This window comes from Acinetobacter sp. P37, assembly GCF_057480965.1.
Window position 1 is genome coordinate 60,285 of sequence record NZ_JBLIYY010000008.1, and the last position, 19,716, is coordinate 80,000.

The following is a 19,716-nucleotide window of genomic DNA, read 5'->3' on the forward strand; positions in this document are numbered from 1 at the left end:
ATCGCGCTCAGCTTCAGCAAAAAAATTGAAAAAAGTCGATGAATCGCGGTGATTTATAAGTTATTCCACTAAATCAATCGGCTTTTTATCAATAAAGTATGCTTTAATGCAAAGAGTTGATAAAAACTGAAAGTCTTTATGTCTCCAATCATCCAATCCTTATTAGACACAGATCTGTATAAATTCACCATGCTTCAGGTGGTGTTACACAAATTTCCGCAAACCCATAGTGTGTATCACTTTCGCTGCCGTAACTTGGATGATACAGCCTATCCACTGGTTGAAATTTTGGATGATTTAAACATGCAGCTCGACATGCTTTGTCAGTTGAAGTTTAAAGAAGATGAATTGCAGTATTTACGCAGTTTACGTTTTATTAAAAGCGATTTTGTTGATTATCTTGAATTATTTCAGCTTAAACGCCGTTTTATTAAAGCGGGTATTGATGATGAAGGTCGACTCGACATTTGGGTCGAAGGCCCAATGGTTCAAGCGATGATGTTTGAAATCTTTGTTTTAGCCATCGTCAATGAATTATATTTCCAACGTATTCGTACACCCGAAGTTTTAGCCGAAGGTGAGCGCCGTTTACAACATAAGGTTGCCTTGCTGAAGCAGTATGAAGCACGGCAAAATCCAAATGATCCACCATTCTTGGTCTCTGATTTTGGCACGCGTCGTCGTTATAGTTATGCATGGCAAAAGCATGTAATTGAAGAATTAAATCAGGCTTCACCGTATATTTTCCGCGGTACAAGTAATGTTCTGATTGCCAAAGACTTGAACATTACTCCAATTGGTACGATGGCGCATGAGTTCCTACAAGCATTCCAAGCGCTTGATGTTCGTCTACGTAACTTCCAGAAGTCTGCGCTAGAAACATGGGTGCAGGAATACCGCGGTGACTTAGGAATAGCCTTAACGGACGTTGTCGGTATGGATGCGTTCCTACGTGACTTCGATTTGTACTTTGCCAAACTATTCGACGGTTTACGTCATGACAGTGGCGACCCGTATGAATGGGGCGATAAAGCCTATGCACATTACAAAAAGCTTAAAATTGACAGTAAAACCAAAATGCTGACTTTCAGTGATGGCTTGAACATTGAAAAAGCTTGGGATTTACACAATTACTTTAAAGACCGTTTCCAAGTGAGTTTTGGTATTGGCACCAACTTGACCAATGATATGGGACAAACTGCACTGAATATCGTGCTGAAGTTGGTTGAATGTAATGGTCAATCTGTGGCAAAAATTTCAGATAGTCCGGGTAAAACCATGACGGATAATGATACTTTCTTAGCGTATCTACGTCAGGTGTTTGACATCTCTGAGGTTAGCGCTTAAACACAGCATTAGATAAAACTAAAAAAGCCGAATCAATGATTCGGCTTTTTTATATCTAAAATATTGCTAAAGGAATGCAAAAATTCAGAATAATAGTGAAAATGACTTATGCTAAGATCGAATTTAATCGCACAAAATACAACACGAACAACGATGACAGCATCTACACTGAATTTTGGTCTACTGATTGAAGCGGAAGAATTGGTTCCACATCTTGGTAATGAAAAACTACGGATCGTCGATTTGAGTCGTCGTTCGGTTTATGACCAATTGCATATTCCACATGCACTGCATGTGCAGCCGAAACTGTTAGTGCGCCAAGAAGAACAAGCGATGGGGCTTTTACCTGATCAAGCCGGTTTAGAACAGCTCATCAGCTATCTGAGTATCAGTCCAGAACATCATGTAGTAGTTTATGACGATGAAGGTGGGGCATGGGCTGGTCGACTGATTTGGAACTTACATTGCCTCGGTTTTGAAAATACCAGTCTCCTCAATGGTGGCATCCATGCTTGGCTTGGGGCAGGCTTACCGACCTCGTCTGAAATTGAGAAATTTGAACCCGTAAGCCCATTGGTTGAAGTAAGTGCAGAGGCGCGTGCTCAGTATCAAACAGATTATGATGAGCTATTGGCTCGTGTGCAGCAGGAGCAGATCCAAGTATGGGACTGCCGTACCGAAGATGAATATACAGGCTTACGTTTAGCAGCGCGACGCGGCGGTCACATTCCGGGGGCACGACATTTCGAATGGAGTACTGCCCTTAACCGAGAAAATCATTTAAAATTGCATCCTTTAGAACGCACACAACAACGCTTAGAACAATTGGGATTCAATTTAAACGAACCTGTGGTGGTATATTGTCAGTCCCATCATCGGTCGGGCCTAGCTTATATACTAGGACGTTTACTCGGTTGGAATATTCGAGCTTACGATGGTGCGTGGAGCGAGTGGGGCAACCGACTCGATAGTCCTGTGATCACCGGAGAGTTGCCGTCTTGAGCCTTACATCTCAGTTAAAAAAACAAATTTTTATTCAAGCTCAGCGTGTTGTTCCACAGCACAAATTATCACGTATCGTCGGTAAATTGGCTGCAAGCGAAAACCCTGTGGTGAAAAATGCTGTGATTACCGCATTTAAAGCACAGTATGGCATCGACATGTCGATTGCTGAGCAAAGTAATGCCCTGAAATTTAAATCATTCAATGAATTTTTCACTCGTTCTTTAAAAGAAGGCGTACGTGTAGTTGATGCAAATGCCAACAGTGTTGTTTCACCCGCAGATGGTGCGATTTCACAACTGGGTAAAATTGAAAATGGTGACGTATTTCAGGCCAAAGGGCAGAAGTTCACCGTTGAAAACCTGATTGCCGATCCACAATTGGCAGAGCCGTTTAAAAATGGTCAGTTTGCTACGGTTTATTTGTCACCAAAAGACTACCACCGTGTACATATGCCATTTGCAGGAACATTGACAGAAACCCTGTATGTACCGGGTGAATTGTTCTCAGTAAACCAGACCACTGCTGAAAATATTCCGGGTTTATTTGCCCGTAATGAACGTATGGTCTGCTTATTTGATACAGAAGTCGGACGTATGGCGGTTGTATTAGTGGGCGCAATGATCGTGGCAGGTATTGAAACCGTGGCTACAGGTAAAGTTAAACCGACAGGGCGTTTGGAACTCAATCAACACGATTTATTCTTAGAAAAAGGTGCAGAATTGGGCCGTTTCTATTTAGGTTCAACAGCGGTAGTGTTGTTTGAAGAAAACAAAATGCAATGGGATGCGACCTTTAAAGCCAACTCGACTGTGGTGATGGGCGAAGCTTTAGGGCATACCATTTAATGAATTCCCTGTCCCTTTAGGAGAGGGTTAGGGAGAGGTTTTTGAGCTAAGCTGATGTATTCAAAAAAGAATCCCTTCTAACCTCCCTTTATTAAAGGAATGAATAAAAAAAAGCGCCATCAGGCGCTTTTTTTAATTGCAAAATTTAGCGTTTTACGACAATCGAGTCGATACTGCTATGACGTAAAGTTTGCTGTGCAATCACAGCAGCTTCTTGTGAATCATAGGGGCCAGACACGACGCGATACCAAACTTTGCCATTTTCATTACTTTGGATCACATCGGCAGATAAGCCATTTAAAATAATTTCCGCACGACGGGCATCGGCTTGGTCAGGGTCATCATAGCTACGCACTTGCAAAATATAGCTTGCAGGGGCAGGTGTTGTTTCTGTGGCTTCAATACCCGGCTCAGTCGGTGCAGTGGTAGCCGTTTCAGGTGCTTCAACGATCACCACGGTTTCTTTGGTATCTGTTTCAGGCACAGCTTGATCTGGAATCGGGGTGACTTGTTGCTGAGGCAACAGATCATAAAAACGGTAATCTTTATTGGTTTCTTCTTGGTAGTGCTCAGAGGTAATTTGACCTTTCGGTTTTACCGGCTCCCATGGTTTCCATAACATCAAGGCCACCAAGAAACTCAACACGATTAAAATGATCACAAGTGTACCTAACCATGCAGGAATCAATGGTTTTTTAGGCTGATTTGGCCGCTCTGATACACCGCGTTGCGTTTTTCCAAACACGAGGAAACCTCTTTAATTGTAATTGTTACGAACCTAGTGGGAACTGACCCAAAACCAAGTTCTGATTATTATATATTACATGACTGTCATGCTGTTTATGTTTAATTTTCACAATTTCAACATCTTCAAGTTTTCATTTAAAGATGACTGAATATCCATGAAAATACAGGCTCATAAAGAGCCTGTATATGCGTCAATGTATATGGTTCATACATGGACGGATTCTAACGTATAGTAAGAATGGCTTACATTGATTCAGGCGCACTCACACCCAATAATTCAAGACCATTGCGTAAAACTTGCTGTACGTTTACAGACAGTAATAAGCGCGCTTGAGTCAGTTCTGCATCATCACCCAAGACTTTATTTTCGTTGTACCAACCATGGAATAACGCCGCTAATTCTTTCAAGTAGTTACCCACTTGGTGTGGTTCATAGCTGTTTGCTGCACGAATCACAATTTCAGGGTAAGCTGCAAGTTTAGCAAGAACTTCAGTTTCAGCTTCTAACTCAAGTTTAGCTGCAAATTGACGTGCAGCTTCAGCAGAGAATTGAACGTCTGTCGCAGCGGCTTTTTCGAGCATACGGCAGATACGTGCGTGTGCGTATTGGATGTAGTACACCGCATTGTCTTTGCTTTGAGACACAGCAAGGTCTAAGTCGAAGTCAATGTGTTGTTCTGATTTACGCATGACGTAGTAGAAACGAGCAGCATCGTTGCCTACTTCTTTACGTAAGTCGCGTAAAGTCACGAATTGACCTGAACGTGATGACATTTGAACCATCTCGCCGCCACGCCATAGGCTCACAAATTGAACCAAAAGCACCGTCAATTTTTTAGAATCATAGCCAAGCGCATCAATCGCTGCTTTCACACGTGCGATATAACCGTGGTGGTCTGAACCCCAGATATCCACGATATCGGTATAGCCGCGTTGTAGTTTATTTAAGTGATAAGCAATGTCGGATGCGAAGTATGTAGTTTGACCATTACGACGTTTCACAACACGGTCTTTTTCATCACCAAATTCAGTTGATTTGAACCAGATGTTGCCATCTTTTTCGTATAAAAAACCACGTTGATCGAGCATTTCTAATGCTTCATCAATTTTTTCAGTCAAGGTTGCTTCGCTGAACCATTGATTGAAAGTCACGCCAAATTCACCGAGGTCATCTTTAATGTCATCGAGAATGGCTTTCAGCGCAGCTTGATGGAACACACGGTAACCCGCAGCCAAATGGTTTTGTGAATTATGAATCAAACCATCAATGTGTTTTTCTTTATCGCCTGAAACAACGACTTTATTGCCTTCGCTATCGAGTTCAGCAGCATATTGCACATCTTCAGGAACATCTTTGTAGATGTCGGCAACAGGGCGTACATAAGCATCACCATCTTTGTTGATAATGCTTTGTGCGATTTCTTTAACGTAGTCGCCTTGATATGCATTTTTAGGGAAGACCAGTTGTTGACCGGTCAATTCTAAATAACGCAAGTAAGTCGATGTCGCCAAGATATCCATTTGACGGCCAGCATCGTTGACATAGTATTCACGGTCAACTTTAGCACCTGTTGCCTCAAGGAGATTGGCAACGGTCATACCGTAAGCTGCGCCACGACCATGACCCACGTGTAGGCTAGACGTTGGGTTGGCTGAAACGAATTCCACTTGAACACGTTTTTCAGCATTGGCCTGTGTGCGACCGAACTGATCTTTCTGAGCTTGAATTTGGTCTAAGACAGCAAAACGTTGGTCAGCATTTAAAAAGAAGTTAATAAAGCCAGGACCTGCAATTTCTGCTTTGCTGATATCTGCGACTTCTGGAAGATTTGCCAGAATTTTTTCGGCTAAATCACGCGGCTTCATACCTGCAGCTTTAGAGGCAATCATGGCAATGTTTGACGCAAAGTCACCGTGGCTTCGGTCTTTGGTTCGGGTCAAATTGCTAGTATTGTTCCAGTCAGTTGGGAGTACACCTTCAGCTTGAAGGGATTGCACTGCATGATCGAGCGCTGCTTGTATTGCCGTATTCATAATCAGTCGAAAAATAAATGTCGCAGAAAAACGGTAAATATAGCAAATTTCAGACTCTTTAGGTGAACCCATTTGTTGCGAATAAAAAATATTCGATAAAAGTGAAGCATTGCTTATATCGAAGTAAAACGATATAAGTAGTCTAGCGATTCAGGATCACTGCTTGAGTATATGGACATGTCACAACCCACCCCTAAAATTTTTGGCAATGTGCCGAAGTTAGCTGCACGCTGGGCGCTGATTATCGTGCCGTTTATTTTATCCTGTCTCATGAGCGGTATTATTTCGTTTATTAATATGCTCAGAAATTTAGGCTGGTTTGAGGGATTTCTGACACTATGGCTGCATAATTGGATGATTTCATGGGCAATTGCTTTTCCCATTGTACTGATTTTATTGCCATTTGTTCGAAAGTTTACAGGCCTGCTGGTTGATATGTCAGGGCCACAGCCACCTGCAAAATAAGACTGCATGTAAGTCACAGTTGAGTAAAACGGTGACTTACTGCATTTCGCTTTAAATATTTATAGGATATCGCGACAACTTACTGCTTTAGAGAGTAATTCGGCTTTGTTGTTTTGGAAGGTATAGAGTTTTGAGGAATTAAACACTTTAATGACTTTGGCCTGAGCGACAGCGGTTTTAAAGCTTTGGAACTTTTGCTGATGGGCTGTCTCAAACGGATTTCCAAAGTTTTTATTGTCGAGCAGAATTTGAATTTGCCCCACATTTGTATCATGTGCTTTTAGGATCTCTTGGCCATCCGCGTTGCTTATACTGAAAGTTGGGCGCTGAGTGCTGATTTTGCAATTTAATTTGAGGCTCAAGGTGAAATTGTCTGCCGATTTATTTTTGAGGGTAGATGTGCCTTGTTGATCATTTTCAATATAGACCCACTGATTTTTCGGCATATTGGTCAGCAGAGTTTCTAACTGTTGTTGGGTACTTTTGCTGATATCGACAGTGCCTTTTTTATCGATTTCAGGGGCTTTTTCTTTACCGAGCATGCCCATCACTTTGTCGCTGACTGTGCTACTGGTTTTGGAAATGGTCTGGCAAGCGCTTAAGCTACTGATGATTAGAATGAATGGTAGTGTATAGATGGCAGGTAAATGCATAGATTTTATTGTTCTATTAAATTTTCGGATCGGCAAAGTTTAACGGTTCTACGCATAAAGCTCAAACCTGCGGCCAATCTCCTTTGAGGAGGACTGCTGCAGGCGGCTAAAGCAGCCATTCTACACAGGCACGAATAATCCCCAGTGCGAGGCCAATAAAACCACCGACCACGACACCATTGACTCGAATCATATGCAAGTCGCCACCGACTTCGTTTTCGATCTTATCGATCATTTCACGTGAATCCCATTCATGTATACGTTCACTGATAAACCGAATGACTTTTTCGCTATATTGATCGGAGAGATTGATGGCAATATCACTCATTTTTTCATTCAGCAATTGGCGTACAGCAACGTTAGAGACAATATTTTCGCCCACTTGTTGAATGGCGACGCGTAGGTTTTGTGCAATCCCAGAGTCGGGTTTTTCTAAATCAGAACGAATCGCGTCGCATAAAATCACAACAGCGCCGCTTAAAAAGTTAAGCATTTGTGGGCTGTCTAATAAAGCGTCCTTGGTGCTATTCAAACGTTGGCTGGCTACACTTTGATTGTCTGCCAACTCATGCATGAGTTGCTGTGCCATTTCTTCAATTTTTCGACGCCAAGGATGTTCATGGTCAGCAAGCATGGACTCGACACGACTGACCAGTGAATCAATGGTGCGCTGCTGTACATCAATACCAATCCAGCTGGCGCCTTTAGCTAACTTCCATACCCCAAGTTCTTTAAACAACTGGCGTGAAAGGTCGCGGGTTTGTTCTGGATGCTGTGTGACCCAATCATGGGCTAAATCCAGTCCACGTTGCAGGACATCTTGATGGAAGTCATTTTCTAAAACTGCCCGTAGCATTTCACTGGCAAGATGGTTGACTTGCGTATTGCGTACCCATTGCACGCTGTTATTTTGGATAAATTGTCCAATTTGTTCCTGACCGACAAATTCGAAAATTTTCGGTACCGTTTGCTGAATGACTTGGGTCACTTGAGCATTATTGTGCGGATTGGCCAACCATTTCCCGACGGCAAGAGAGAGATCCGTCTCCGCTAAGCTTTTTTCAACCACTTGTGGTGAAAGAAAATTCTCCTGAACAAAGCGGCCCATTGACTCGGCAATGCGTGCTTTATTACGAGGAATAATTTCTGTGTGGTCACGTAAAAATTTAGGAATCGGAATCCGACCAAAGGGATTGCGAAATAAAACGGTTATCGCATACCAGTCTGCCAAACCACCAACCACTCCAGCTTCTGCTGAAAGCATTAAAATATGAATGAGCCAGACGTATTCAGGCAGCAATTTAGCTGCGATCATCAATGCAATCCACGCCAGCACCGCCACCACCAAAGCAATGGTGGCGAAGCGTTTACTGCGTTGCAGACTAGGTGAAACAGCGGGCTGTTCAGTTGGGCTCATCAATGATCGGGTCTCTATGGGTTGACTTATTTAGAGGTGGGCTCAGCGGCTACAGGCAAAGGATTTCCTTGGCTGTCTAAACCATATTTAGCTCCGAGTGACTGCAAAATCAAGCGAGCATCAAAGGCATCCTGAGGGGCTTTGGCACGATCTTTATAGCAAGTAATACTGTAGGAAACTTGAGTCGGATCGAGTGTGACCACCTGTGGAACGTCATAAAACGGGCCTGGCCAAAATCCGGGATGGCGACGATAATAGCCATATGGATAAGGCATAGGGTCTGGGTAAATCACCGCTTGGCGCGGCGGTTTTTGACTCCGATTACTCGGGTCATCCATGACTTTAAAATATTGAAAGCCATTGTGTAGGGTGGTTTGAGCGGCTTTAACCAAGGTGATTTCTTCGGCAGTACCATAGCTCATATTGGGTCTAGCTTGGAAGCTAATCCGATAGCTTTGAGCATTTAATGGTGTCGCAGAATATTGACCGAGTTGTTCAAAGGTCAAAGGTTTTGATGGGGTTGTGGCACAGCCAGTTAAACCGAGTGCTGCGGTTATGGCTGCTGCGATAATGAGTTTGTTCATGCGCATACTCCTGTTTAATCGGTTCATGGCAAGGGGAGATACTGGCCAAAAGCCGTCAATTAAAAGCTAGAATTGGGCTGGGTTAAAAATTCCAATTCCTCTGCTGTAGATGTTCTGCCCAATACCGCATTGCGATGCGGGTAACGTCCAAATCGATCGATAATCACTTTATGCTTTTTTTCAAATTCTAAGTTGATCGGATTGCCCAGTTGCTCAAATAATTTTAACGCGCTTTGATGGATTTTTGTCGATTCGCTATGCATAAAGGGCATATATAAAAATGAGCGCTGTTCAGGGCTTAATTGTAGATCTAAACCCTGCGCGATGGCTTCTTGTGCAAGCGCCAAAGCCAGTGCATCTTGGGCAAAAGCCAAGCCAGAGTCACGGAATAAATTTCGCGAAAACTGATCTAAAACAATAATTTCAGCCAAGCGACCTTCGGCTGTGGTGCGCCATTGCCACAGTTCTGCTTGACTGGCCGCTTGATGGATGTCTTTAAACTTTTTTTCGATTAAAACATCAAAATTATTGCTTTTAGCGAACCAATTAGGCTGATTTTCTGGGTTAAACCAAAATTCGAGAATATCTTGATAATTCATATGTTTTAAGCATTATTAGCATATATTTGTTTATAAAATCACAAATTTCAAATGTCATATAGAGTAAGTTTGTGATAAAAAATTGCCAAAATAAAATCACGGTTTGTCTCAAAACTATACAGTGGGTCATATGCCCACTTCAAATCGCGTTATACTGATATAAACTGATGATTTTATTTTAGTAGTTTCTTCCATTTAAGCGAGATAGCAATGAGTCAACCCGAATCGACCTCTCAAGACATTTTACCGACTTGGGTAGATTCTTCGCTGATTAAAGGAATGTTGCGCGGTATTGAGCGTGAAAGCTTACGTATGCAAAGCAACGGTTTCTTGTCTCAGGCCGACCATCCCCAAGCCTTGGGTGCGGCTTTGACTCATCCGCATATTACGACAGACTATTCTGAAGCTTTGATGGAATTTATCACGCCACCAAAAGAAACTATTACAGAGGCGTTGAACTATCTGCAAGATATTCATGCTGTTGCGCATACGCATTTAGAACATGGTGAAAAACTTTGGCCGTTGTCGATGCCATGCATGTTGGATAAAGATGAAGACAGTATTCGTTTAGCGCAATATGGCAGCTCGAATATAGGACGTTTTAAAACCTTGTACCGTCGTGGTTTAGGGGTGCGTTATGGTCGCCGGATGCAGACCATTTCAGGGGTGCATTATAATTTATCCTTCCCAGATCATTTCTTTGAAGCACTGCAACAACATGAAACTGACGACGCCCTCAAGGCATTGAGCTTACAGGATTATCGCAGTCATCGTTATTTCGGCCTGATCCGTAATTTTATTCGTTTAACGCCATTGGTGATGTTTTTGGTTGGAGCGAGCCCGTCGGTGTGTAAATGTTTTATGACTGGACGAGAACATCAGCTGTTACCGCTCTTAAAAGGCACGCTATTTTTACCTTATGCGACGGCACTGCGTATGGGAAATTTTGGCTATCAAAATTCAGCACAAAAACAGTTAGGGATTCACTACAACGACATGCAGGCGTATTTGGAAGGTTTGCAAAAAGCGGTGCATACCCCGTATGCCGCATTTAGTCATTTAGGTTTAAATGATGAACACGGTGATCCGATTCAAATTAATGACCATGTGTTGCAAATTGAAAATGAGTACTACAGTTTGGTTCGTCCGAAACAAGTGCCGCAGGATGGTGAAACACCGTCTGAAGCCCTGCAAAATCGTGGCGTAGGTTATGTTGAATTACGCGCGGTAGATGTCAATCCTTATAGCCCGATTGGGATCAATGAAGACACGGCAGGCTTGCTCGAAGTGGTGGCTTTGTACTGTTTATTGCAAGACAGTCCAGCGTTGTTAGATGCCGAACAAAATGAAATTGAGAAAAATCAGGCGGAAGTAGTGAACCGTGGTCGTGCGCCAAATGCGGTGATTTTACAGCAAGGTCAGGCAATTCCAATTGAAACATGGTGTCGTACACATGTTGCAGCGATGCAACCGTTGGCTGAATTGCTGGATGATTCTTACAATACAGATATTTACACTCAGGCAATGGCTGTGATGCAATCACGCATCGATGAAGTCGATGAAACATTGTCGGCACGTATGATTAGCGATACTTTAGAACAAGGTGGAACTTGGGGCTTTGGTAGCTTTATGGCCTTACAACATGCTGAAGTGTATGAGCAGCATGTCTTGAACCCTGAAACTGCAGCATACTTTGCACAAGCTGCTGAGCAGTCTCTAGAAAAACAGGCTCAACTTGAGCAAGACTGCACCTTGAGTTTTGAAGAATATTTGAAAAACTTTAGATAAAAAATTTAAGAGGATTTACCATGAAATGGAGTTTCCGCTTCGTGAGTGGTTTGTTGTTTTTAGCCAGCGTGATCGGTATGTCTTTTGCGCTGTTTTTAGAACATGTACAAGGCTTAGAACCTTGTCCGTTGTGCGTATTCCAACGTATTGGTTTGATTGGACTTGGCATCATTTCATTGATTGCATTGATTCACAATCCAGCATCGAATTGGGGTAAACGCATTTACGCATTGTTGGGGACACTATCAATTCTTTGGTCTGCTGGGGTGGCTGCGCGTCATATTTGGCTGCAAAACTTACCGCCAGACAAAGTACCGAGTTGTGGTCCGGGACTGGATTATTGGGTAGAAACGCTGCCTTTAAAATCGGTCTTTGAGCAAGTACTGACGGGTTCTGGTGAATGTGCCAAAGTGGATTGGACGTTCTTGGGGCAATCGTTACCGGTTTGGTCATTGGTGTTTTTTGCGGTATTAACCTTGCTCAGTCTTTGGCAGTTATTGCGTAAATATCCAAGCAAACCAGTGCCACGTTTACGTGATAAATTTTAATTTAGTGATACATAAAAAAGCCCTCAGTTGAGGGCTTTTTTATGAGTCTCAATGGGGGGTACGTTAGGTTAGGGCAATGCCTTCCACACTTTCCAAGTCCATCATAAATTCATAGATATGATCACAAGCTTTATCGTCATTATTTGGATAGAACCAATGCACGATTTGCTCAGCCACTTGCGGATGATGCTGAATTTCGAAATGGTTCAAGCCATAAAAAATTGCTTTATGTGAATCTGGCACTTTCAGTTGATACCGTGCATTTGGGTGTTCTCCTAACGCACTTTTCACACTGACCAAGTAATCTCCAATCACATGTCGCGTTTTATTGCGACGATGTTCATATTCGATGGTCCCTGCCACGAAGTAGGTATTGATATGCGATGGAATCGGGGCTGGTTTACGGTTGTCGTCCATGAGTCCAATACGGACATCATTATGTTCCCAATCATCATCACGTACGCTGCCATAGCGCAAATCTAAAATGCCGTTACTGCGAATATTCACCACGTGGCCCACGATTTTGACCAAAGGGAAACGCCCCAATTGATCTTGCAGATGAAATCCGATACGTTCAAGCACAGCACCATGATGCGGTGAGCCTAAGCAGACTAGATTTTCGACTTGATGAATCCATTGATACATATTTTGTTTGCCATAAAAAATGGCACTACGGGACACTAAGCCCCCCATACTATGACCAATTAAGTCGATACTAGTAATACCCGGGTTGCGACGGACCAAATCTTCTAATGTATTGGCAAGGCTGCGACCATTGGTCGAGATACGACGACCCGTGTTGTAATTTAAATACAGCATGGTGTTGTGGTCACGTTGTGACAGCAATTTTTCACCAATGCCGCCATATTTGGCTGTCGACCATGACAGATGATTCATGCACAGCCCATGAATTAACAGGGTAATACGACCGTTTAATTCGCCTTTTTGTACCGCACCATAATGGTCGTAAATCACCATCGGTAAGGCCATCGGGTTGTGATATTTCAGTAAATAGTCGCCCAAGACCCCATTCAGTGCGCCCACTAAAAAATGTAAAGACGGGGTGAGGGGTTTGTCGTGTAAGCGTGGGAATTTTTCAATAATGCTACGCAGCGTTGGTGCAAGTAAATAATTGCCATAATTGAAAAAAGTGATGTAAGAAAATTCGTAAATCCGTGCAATGGTCGGCTGCTTATGAAAGGCTTTCGAGCCTTGTTCGCTCATTCCAAAAATACTGATTAAAATTTCACGTTGAATGTTTTTGATCAAGTCATGCACGACATCACTAAAACGCATTGTCACGAGTTGTGCCAAACCTTCCAGCACATCTGCTTGACTGGGTGGCGTGCGGTCCCATTTACAATAGGTTTCATGCAATGGTGTTAAGCTAGGCATAATGTTCCTATCCTTACATTCAATGCTATCCCTCGATTGTATTTATTACTGGAATAGCCTGAAGTTTCATTGTTTATTTTATAAAATTCTCACGAACAGCTTTTACAATACCGATAACAGACCTGTCGGTGAATGCCTTTTGTCTGACAATTTTACTAAAAATTCAAATTTAGAAAATGTGACGCAGTTAGCATTTATATGCCACTTTTAAAGCAATTTAAAGATCAATTTGGAATCAAAATGATGAATATTGTGTATTTGCATGGTTTTCAAAGTAACTCAAATTCAGTGAAAGGGCAGATATTGCGGCACTATTGCGCAGACTTAAATGGTGTGCACGTGCATTTGCCAGATTTGAATATGCCACCGCTACAGGTAATGCAGCAGATGTCAGAGCTGATTGAAGGTTTGGATAATGTGGTTTTGGTCGGTAGCAGTTTAGGTGGCTTTTATGCGACGCAGTTGATGACACGCCATCACATTCCTGCGGTGCTCATCAATCCTGCGGTCTATCCATGGCAATTATTTCGTGATTTATTTGGTGAGACGGCATTGCCTTATCAGGTGACTGAAACGTGGTGCTTGGATGATGCACAGCTCAATCAAATGCAGGCTTTGGCTGTATCTAAGGTTGAAAATGCAGATCAACTGTTGGTCTTGCTCCAACAAGGTGATGAAACCTTGGATTATCGTGATGCCACTAGGTTTTATAGTGCGGTTCAAGCCGGCACGGCTATGCTGATCACTGAGGTGGGTGGAACGCATGGCATGGATAACTTTGCAGAAAAAATACCCATGCTCTTGCAGTTTTTGGCAGATGCTGTAAAAAATAAGCGGGCATAAGAAAAGCGAAATCAGTTTAATCATACAAAAAAGCAGCTTTACGACATGAATTGACGCATAAATTGACTAAGAAAATGGCGGCTGATCGCAAGAGATATGCAATTTATTAAAAAAGCATATACTGTAGCGCTCGAAGAAATGTTTTAACCAAAAAGCAGGGAATTTTGCAACGTGACGCAATATACGGCTCAATCACTTGAAGTTTTATCTGGCCTGGATCCGGTACGTCGCCGTCCGGGTATGTATACAGACACTACACGACCAAACCATTTGGCGCAGGAAGTGATAGATAACGCCGTCGATGAAGCGCTTGCAGGTCATGCCAACAAAATTACTGTGACGGTTTATAAAGATGGTTCTTTATCGGTAGAAGACAATGGACGCGGTATGCCTGTTGATATTCATCCTGAGTATGGCCAAAGCGGGATTGAAATTATTCTGACCAAGTTACATGCCGGTGGTAAGTTCAGTACCGATAACTACCAATTCTCAGGTGGTTTACACGGTGTGGGTATTTCGGTGGTGAACGCACTGTCAGATCGTGTTGAAGTGGAAGTTCAGCGTCAAGGTAATCTATATAAAATGGCCTTTGAACATGGCGTTCCTGTGGCACCGCTTGAGGTGTTGGAAGGTAAATGCGCTAAACGTGCAACGGGTACTACCGTGCATTTTTGGCCTGAAGCTAAATATTTTGATTCGCCTAAATTTGCGCTGAAAGCCTTAAAACACAACTTAAAAGCCAAGGCTGTTTTGGCGGCAGGCTTGCAGATTATTTATATCGATCAAATCAACAACGAAAAGATCGAATGGCAATTTGAAAATGGTCTGGTCGACTATTTGATGGATGAGCTGCAAGACCGTGACATCGTTCCTGTTCCTGCATTTGTGGCGACTGGTGAAGCTGAACGTGCTAGTGCTGAATTTGCCATTTGCTGGAACGTTGAAGGCGGCGAACAGATTCAAGAAAGTTATGTCAATTTGATTCCAACTGCGCAAGGCGGTACCCATGTCAATGGTTTACGTTCGGGTGTGACAGATGCGATTCGTGAATTCTGTGAATTACGGAATTTATTGCCACGGAATATGAAGCTGTCTGCCGAAGATGTGTGGGATGGCGTCAACTTTATTCTGTCTTTGAAATTCCAAGAGCCACAATTTTCGGGTCAGACTAAAGAACGACTTTCAAGCCGTGAAGCCTCTGGTGTGGTGTTAAATATTGCCAAAGATGCTTTTGCACTGTGGCTAAATCAAAACTCCGATATAGCCATGCAACTGGCTGAAATGGTGATTGCTAAGGCTGGTCGCCGTTTAAAAGCTGCGAAAAAAGTTGAACGTAAAAAGATCGTTTCAGGTCCAGCCTTACCGGGTAAATTGGCCGACTGCGTGGGCCATACCCTCGAAGAATCAGAACTGTTTATTGTGGAAGGGGATTCTGCAGGTGGTTCTGCCAAGCAAGCACGTGATAAGAACTTCCAAGCGATCATGCCGATCCGCGGTAAGATCTTAAATACTTGGGAAGTGTCTTCTGATGAAGTCTTAGCATCGCAAGAAGTACATGATATTGCGATTGCGATTGGTGTTGATCCGGGCAGTGACGACTTGTCAGAACTCCGTTATGGCAAGATTTGTATCTTGGCCGATGCCGACTCGGATGGTTTGCACATTGCAACTTTACTCTGCGCACTGTTCGTCAAACATTTCCATACTTTGGTTGAGGAAGGACATCTGTTTGTGGCGATGCCACCGCTGTTCCGTATAGATGACAATAAAGATGTGCACTATGCCTTGGATGAAGATGAACTAGAAAGCATCTTAAAGAAATGTAAAACCAAAAATCCTCAAATCACACGATTTAAAGGATTGGGCGAGATGAACGCGAGTCAGCTGCGTGAAACGACTATGGATCCCGATACACGTCGTTTAGTGCAACTGGACTTGGATGACGTACAGTTTACTTCAGGTTTACTCGACAAATTATTGGCGAAGAAGCGCTCTTCAGACCGTAAATATTGGTTGGAACAGAAGGGTAATTTGGCCGATTTAGCGGTTTAAAATTGCAACAAGGAAAAAACCACGCAAGTGGTTTTTTTTTGCTTCAAATTTAGGAAAAGCTGCATGATTTGTGTGCCAAAACACCGTGTTTTTTGAAAAACGTCGCAAAATTGTTCAATTATAGGTCAAATGTTGGATACAAGTTTGTATGCATCTTTGCGGTGATTTTACGATTTTTGAATCGACCCATAAAAAATTAAAAGCAAATTTTATGATTGTAACTATGTGAAAAATAACATTTAAAAATAAATAAAAGCACTCAATCAAAATAAAAAATAAGGCTTGGCACAGTTATTGAATTGCTCTGTTGTGATGAAAGACAACAAATGCATTTTAAAAATGTGAATTACAAGCTTAGGTTGGGAGTGTGAATAATGTTTCAACGCAATGTATTTGCTAAAAGTATTTTAGCGGCAACGATGACTGGGGCGATTGCTTTAACGGGCTGTTCAAAACCTGCAGAAGAAAAAACAGAAAGCGCTACATCAGAACCAAAAGCCGCTGCAGCAAGTGGTGACACCATTAAAGTTGGGATCTTACATTCGCTGTCAGGCACGATGGCGATCTCAGAAACTTCTCTAAAAGATACGGCCTTGATGGCGATTAATGAAATTAATGCCAATGGCGGGGTATTGGGCAAAAAACTAGAACCTGTGGTGGTGGATCCGGCATCGGACTGGCCACTATTTGCGGAAAAAACCCGTCAGTTGATTACCCAAGACAAAGTAGCCGTGATTTTTGGTTGCTGGACGTCGGTATCTCGTAAGTCGGTTTTACCCGTGGTTGAAGAATTAAATGGCTTATTGTTCTACCCTGTTCAGTATGAAGGTCAGGAACAGTCTAAAAATATTTTCTACACAGGTGCAGCACCGAATCAGCAAGCGATTCCTGCTGTTGAATATCTGATGAGTGAAGAGGGTGGTAAGGCAGAACGCTTTGTACTGTTGGGCACAGACTATGTTTACCCACGTACCACCAACAAAATCTTACGTGCATTTTTGAAGTCGAAAGGCATTGCCGATGCAGACATCATGGAAGAATATACCCCATTTGGTCATAGCAACTATCAAACCATTGTGGGCAATGTGAAGAAGTTTGCGGCAGGGAAAAAGACTGCTGTGATCTCGACCATTAACGGCGATTCAAATGTGCCGTTCTATCGTGAATTGGGCAACCAAGGCATCAAAGCTGCGGATATTCCAGTGATGGCGTTCTCTGTGGGTGAAGAGGAATTACGTGGTATCGACACCAAGCCGCTGGTCGGACACTTGGCATCGTGGAACTACTTCATGTCGGTGAAAAATCCAGTGAATACTGAATTCACCAATAAAATGAAGCAGTATGCCGTGGAATACAAACTACCAAATGCCGATAAATTTGTGACCAATGACCCGATGGAGGCTACCTATGTCGGCATCAATATGTGGAAACAAGCGGTAGAAAAAGCTGGAAGCACAGATGTCAATAAAGTGCGTGAAGCTATGGCCGGCCAAGAATTTAAAGCGCCATCGGGCTATACCTTGCAAATGGATGCGTCGAACCATCATTTGCATAAACCAGTCATGATTGGTCAGATCCGTGCCGATGGTCAGTTTGATGTGGTACACAAAACGGCAAAAACCATTGCTGCAGAGCCATGGAGCCCGTACATCCCGAAATAATTCAATCCAAATGCCTACTGCCATTGTGTAGTGGGCATGTTTTGATGTGATCCCTAGATGGGGTTGTTCTATTACTCAATAGGGATGCTTATAAGATGAAAAAATTACGCAATTTCCCGATCCTTTTTCTATTCCTGAGCCAATTATTCTGTCTGCAAATCGTGCATGCAGAAACTGCAGCGAATGTCGTGCCTACGGTGCAATCTGTGCAGCAAGGTGACGCCATTCAGCAATTTGTTCGCGGTAGTTTTACCGAGCGCCGCAGTTTACTGAATCAATGGCCGGGCGATATTGAATCCTTAGATCAGTTGGCCGCATTGGTCGAAAAAGACCAGTTATATAGTGGTCAAAGCGGTCAAACCTATATTTTAGAAACTGACGAAAAATTATTGAGCTATCCTGATTTGCAAACCGTGATGGATTGGCCTGCCGATTTATCTCAAGTCACCTTGGTGAATACCCTTCGTAAAGCCTTAACGTTTGCGCAAGCGAAAGAAAAGCTGCAATCGGATGATTTAAACCAACGTTTGGATGCAATTGATATTTTAGAAAATAACTTGGCTGAGTTGGATGTTAAAAATATTAATCAATTGTATTTAAATGAAAAAAATAACAAAGTTAAAGCCCGTTTAGCGCAGCTCAAAGCACGCTTGGATTATCAAAACCCTGATGTTTTACAAAAAATACAGGCGGCCAAAGTGCTGCAAGATTCTAACCGTCCCGATGTGTTGGCGATGGTGGAACAGGAATTACAACAAGCCAACCTGCATCCTGAGTTAAAAGCCGCACTGACAGAAGCCAAGAGCAATATTAAAACTCGTATTCAGGCCAGTGAATGGACTGGACATGTCTTTTCCGGACTGAGCACGGCCAGTATTTTACTACTGGCGGCGTTGGGCTTAGCCATTACGTATGGTCTGCTAGGCGTGATTAACATGGCGCATGGTGAACTGATCATGATCGGGGCCTATACCACTTATGTGGTGCAAAGCCTGTTTAGGAGTTATCTCAGTAGCTATGTCGACTGGTACTTGATTGCCGCGATTCCTGCTGCATTTATTGTAAGTGCTTTGATCGGCATGTTGATTGAACGTACTGTTATTCGTCCCTTGTATGGCCGTCAATTGGAAACTCTATTAGCCACCTTTGGTGTGAGCTTAATTTTAATGCAAGTGGTGCGCATGGTTTTTGGTGCGCAGAACGTTGAGGTGTCAAATATTTCTTGGCTGTCAGGAGGGGTCGCTGTGACACCGAGCCTGATGCTGCCTTATAACCGCATTGCCATTATTGGCTTTACCGTTGCGGTACTGTTGTTGCTGGTTTATTTACTGAATAAAACCCGTTTTGGTTTATTTGTTCGTGCCGTGACGCAAAACCGTCAAATGGCACAGGCCGTAGGTATCCGTTCTAGCCGCATTGACATGATGGCTTTTGGTTTAGGTTCGGGGCTTGCAGGTCTGGCAGGTTGTGCCTTAGCACAAGTCGGCAATGTCGGTCCTGATCTAGGTCAAAACTATATTATTGATGCGTTCTTGGTGGTTGTGGTGGGTGGTGTTGGCCAAGTATGGGGCTCAGTACTGGCTGCCTTAGGTCTAGGTGTCAGTGGCACTGTGCTGGAAATCGGCATGGGTGCGGTCTTAGCGAAAATTATTCTACTGGTTCTTGTGATTTTGTTTATTCAAAAACGTCCACAAGGTTTGTTTGCCATCAAAGGCCGTTTTGTGGAGTAAGCG

Annotated in this window: 17 protein-coding genes; 10 read left to right on the forward strand and 7 right to left on the reverse strand. The window is 43.0% G+C overall.

Features of this window, described 5'->3' with window-relative positions:
- The first annotated feature begins 138 nt into the window (after nt 1-138).
- The 3 genes from pncB (at nt 139) to asd (ending at nt 3,197) form a co-directional block, all read left to right on the forward strand.
- Nucleotides 139-1,347, forward strand: coding sequence for a nicotinate phosphoribosyltransferase (gene pncB / locus AC25JC_RS09235; RefSeq protein ID WP_180036025.1), 1,209 nt, complete (start codon nt 139-141; stop codon nt 1,345-1,347).
- 153 nt (nt 1,348-1,500) lie between these two features.
- Nucleotides 1,501-2,349: a sulfurtransferase gene (locus tag AC25JC_RS09240; protein ID WP_180107848.1), complete on the forward strand. Its 849-nt coding sequence runs from the start codon at nt 1,501-1,503 to the stop codon at nt 2,347-2,349.
- On the forward strand, nt 2,346-3,197 hold the full coding sequence (gene asd, locus AC25JC_RS09245) for an archaetidylserine decarboxylase (protein ID WP_078193251.1): 852 nt from the start codon (nt 2,346-2,348) through the stop codon (nt 3,195-3,197). Before AC25JC_RS09240 ends, asd begins: the two co-directional genes overlap by 4 nt.
- A 145-nt stretch (nt 3,198-3,342) precedes the next feature.
- Here the strand turns inward: asd and AC25JC_RS09250 are convergent, their stop codons facing one another.
- Together AC25JC_RS09250 and argS are read right to left on the reverse strand one after the other, a co-directional pair.
- The gene (locus AC25JC_RS09250) at nt 3,343-3,942 is read right to left on the reverse strand and encodes an SPOR domain-containing protein (protein ID WP_180041413.1); all 600 of its coding nucleotides are present in this window, start codon (nt 3,940-3,942) and stop codon (nt 3,343-3,345) included.
- Between the two features lie 245 nt (nt 3,943-4,187).
- Nucleotides 4,188-5,978, reverse strand: coding sequence for an arginine--tRNA ligase (argS, locus tag AC25JC_RS09255; protein ID WP_486923909.1), 1,791 nt, complete (start codon nt 5,976-5,978; stop codon nt 4,188-4,190).
- Nucleotides 5,979-6,155: 177 nt separating this feature from the next.
- Between argS and AC25JC_RS09260 the strand changes: the two genes are divergently transcribed.
- Nucleotides 6,156-6,443: a DUF2798 domain-containing protein gene (locus tag AC25JC_RS09260; RefSeq protein ID WP_372491143.1), complete on the forward strand. Its 288-nt coding sequence runs from the start codon at nt 6,156-6,158 to the stop codon at nt 6,441-6,443.
- Nucleotides 6,444-6,502: 59 nt separating this feature from the next.
- Here the strand turns inward: AC25JC_RS09260 and AC25JC_RS09265 are convergent, their stop codons facing one another.
- From AC25JC_RS09265 to AC25JC_RS09280, 4 genes are all read right to left on the reverse strand, one after another.
- Nucleotides 6,503-7,096, reverse strand: a complete 594-nt coding sequence (locus AC25JC_RS09265; RefSeq protein ID WP_486923910.1) for a hypothetical protein — start codon at nt 7,094-7,096, stop codon at nt 6,503-6,505.
- A 106-nt stretch (nt 7,097-7,202) separates the two neighbouring features.
- Complete coding sequence (locus AC25JC_RS09270) at nt 7,203-8,513, reverse strand: DUF445 domain-containing protein (protein WP_486923911.1); 1,311 nt, start codon at nt 8,511-8,513, stop codon at nt 7,203-7,205.
- Nucleotides 8,514-8,539: 26 nt separating this feature from the next.
- Entirely contained in the window at nt 8,540-9,097 is a 558-nt protein-coding gene (locus tag AC25JC_RS09275; protein ID WP_078193246.1) for a CC0125/CC1285 family lipoprotein, read from the reverse strand.
- Between the two features lie 59 nt (nt 9,098-9,156).
- Nucleotides 9,157-9,696 (reverse strand): DUF924 family protein, encoded by a 540-nt coding sequence (locus AC25JC_RS09280; protein WP_078190604.1) that lies wholly within the window; start codon nt 9,694-9,696, stop codon nt 9,157-9,159.
- A 210-nt stretch (nt 9,697-9,906) separates the two neighbouring features.
- Between AC25JC_RS09280 and gshA the strand changes: the two genes are divergently transcribed.
- Complete coding sequence (gene gshA / locus AC25JC_RS09285; protein WP_486923912.1) at nt 9,907-11,484, forward strand: glutamate--cysteine ligase; 1,578 nt, start codon at nt 9,907-9,909, stop codon at nt 11,482-11,484.
- Between the two features lie 20 nt (nt 11,485-11,504).
- Nucleotides 11,505-12,032 carry a disulfide bond formation protein B gene (locus tag AC25JC_RS09290; RefSeq protein ID WP_078190602.1) on the forward strand — a complete coding sequence of 176 codons (528 nt, stop codon included), beginning with the start codon at nt 11,505-11,507 and terminating at the stop codon, nt 12,030-12,032.
- 63 nt (nt 12,033-12,095) lie between these two features.
- On the opposite strand, the gene AC25JC_RS09295 is transcribed toward AC25JC_RS09290, so the two are convergent.
- Nucleotides 12,096-13,427, reverse strand: coding sequence for a PGAP1-like alpha/beta domain-containing protein (locus AC25JC_RS09295; protein WP_486923913.1), 1,332 nt, complete (start codon nt 13,425-13,427; stop codon nt 12,096-12,098).
- Between the two features lie 243 nt (nt 13,428-13,670).
- Between AC25JC_RS09295 and AC25JC_RS09300 the strand changes: the two genes are divergently transcribed.
- The 4 genes from AC25JC_RS09300 (at nt 13,671) to urtB (ending at nt 19,713) form a co-directional block, all read left to right on the forward strand.
- Nucleotides 13,671-14,270 carry a YqiA/YcfP family alpha/beta fold hydrolase gene (locus AC25JC_RS09300; protein ID WP_486923942.1) on the forward strand — a complete coding sequence of 200 codons (600 nt, stop codon included), beginning with the start codon at nt 13,671-13,673 and terminating at the stop codon, nt 14,268-14,270.
- Between the two features lie 171 nt (nt 14,271-14,441).
- Complete coding sequence (gene parE, locus AC25JC_RS09305; RefSeq protein WP_486923914.1) at nt 14,442-16,322, forward strand: DNA topoisomerase IV subunit B; 1,881 nt, start codon at nt 14,442-14,444, stop codon at nt 16,320-16,322.
- Nucleotides 16,323-16,696: 374 nt separating this feature from the next.
- Nucleotides 16,697-17,983 carry an urea ABC transporter substrate-binding protein gene (gene urtA, locus AC25JC_RS09310; protein ID WP_180049711.1) on the forward strand — a complete coding sequence of 429 codons (1,287 nt, stop codon included), beginning with the start codon at nt 16,697-16,699 and terminating at the stop codon, nt 17,981-17,983.
- A gap of 95 nt (nt 17,984-18,078) precedes the next feature.
- Nucleotides 18,079-19,713: an urea ABC transporter permease subunit UrtB gene (gene urtB, locus AC25JC_RS09315; RefSeq protein ID WP_486923915.1), complete on the forward strand. Its 1,635-nt coding sequence runs from the start codon at nt 18,079-18,081 to the stop codon at nt 19,711-19,713.
- Nucleotides 19,714-19,716: the final 3 nt, after the last annotated feature.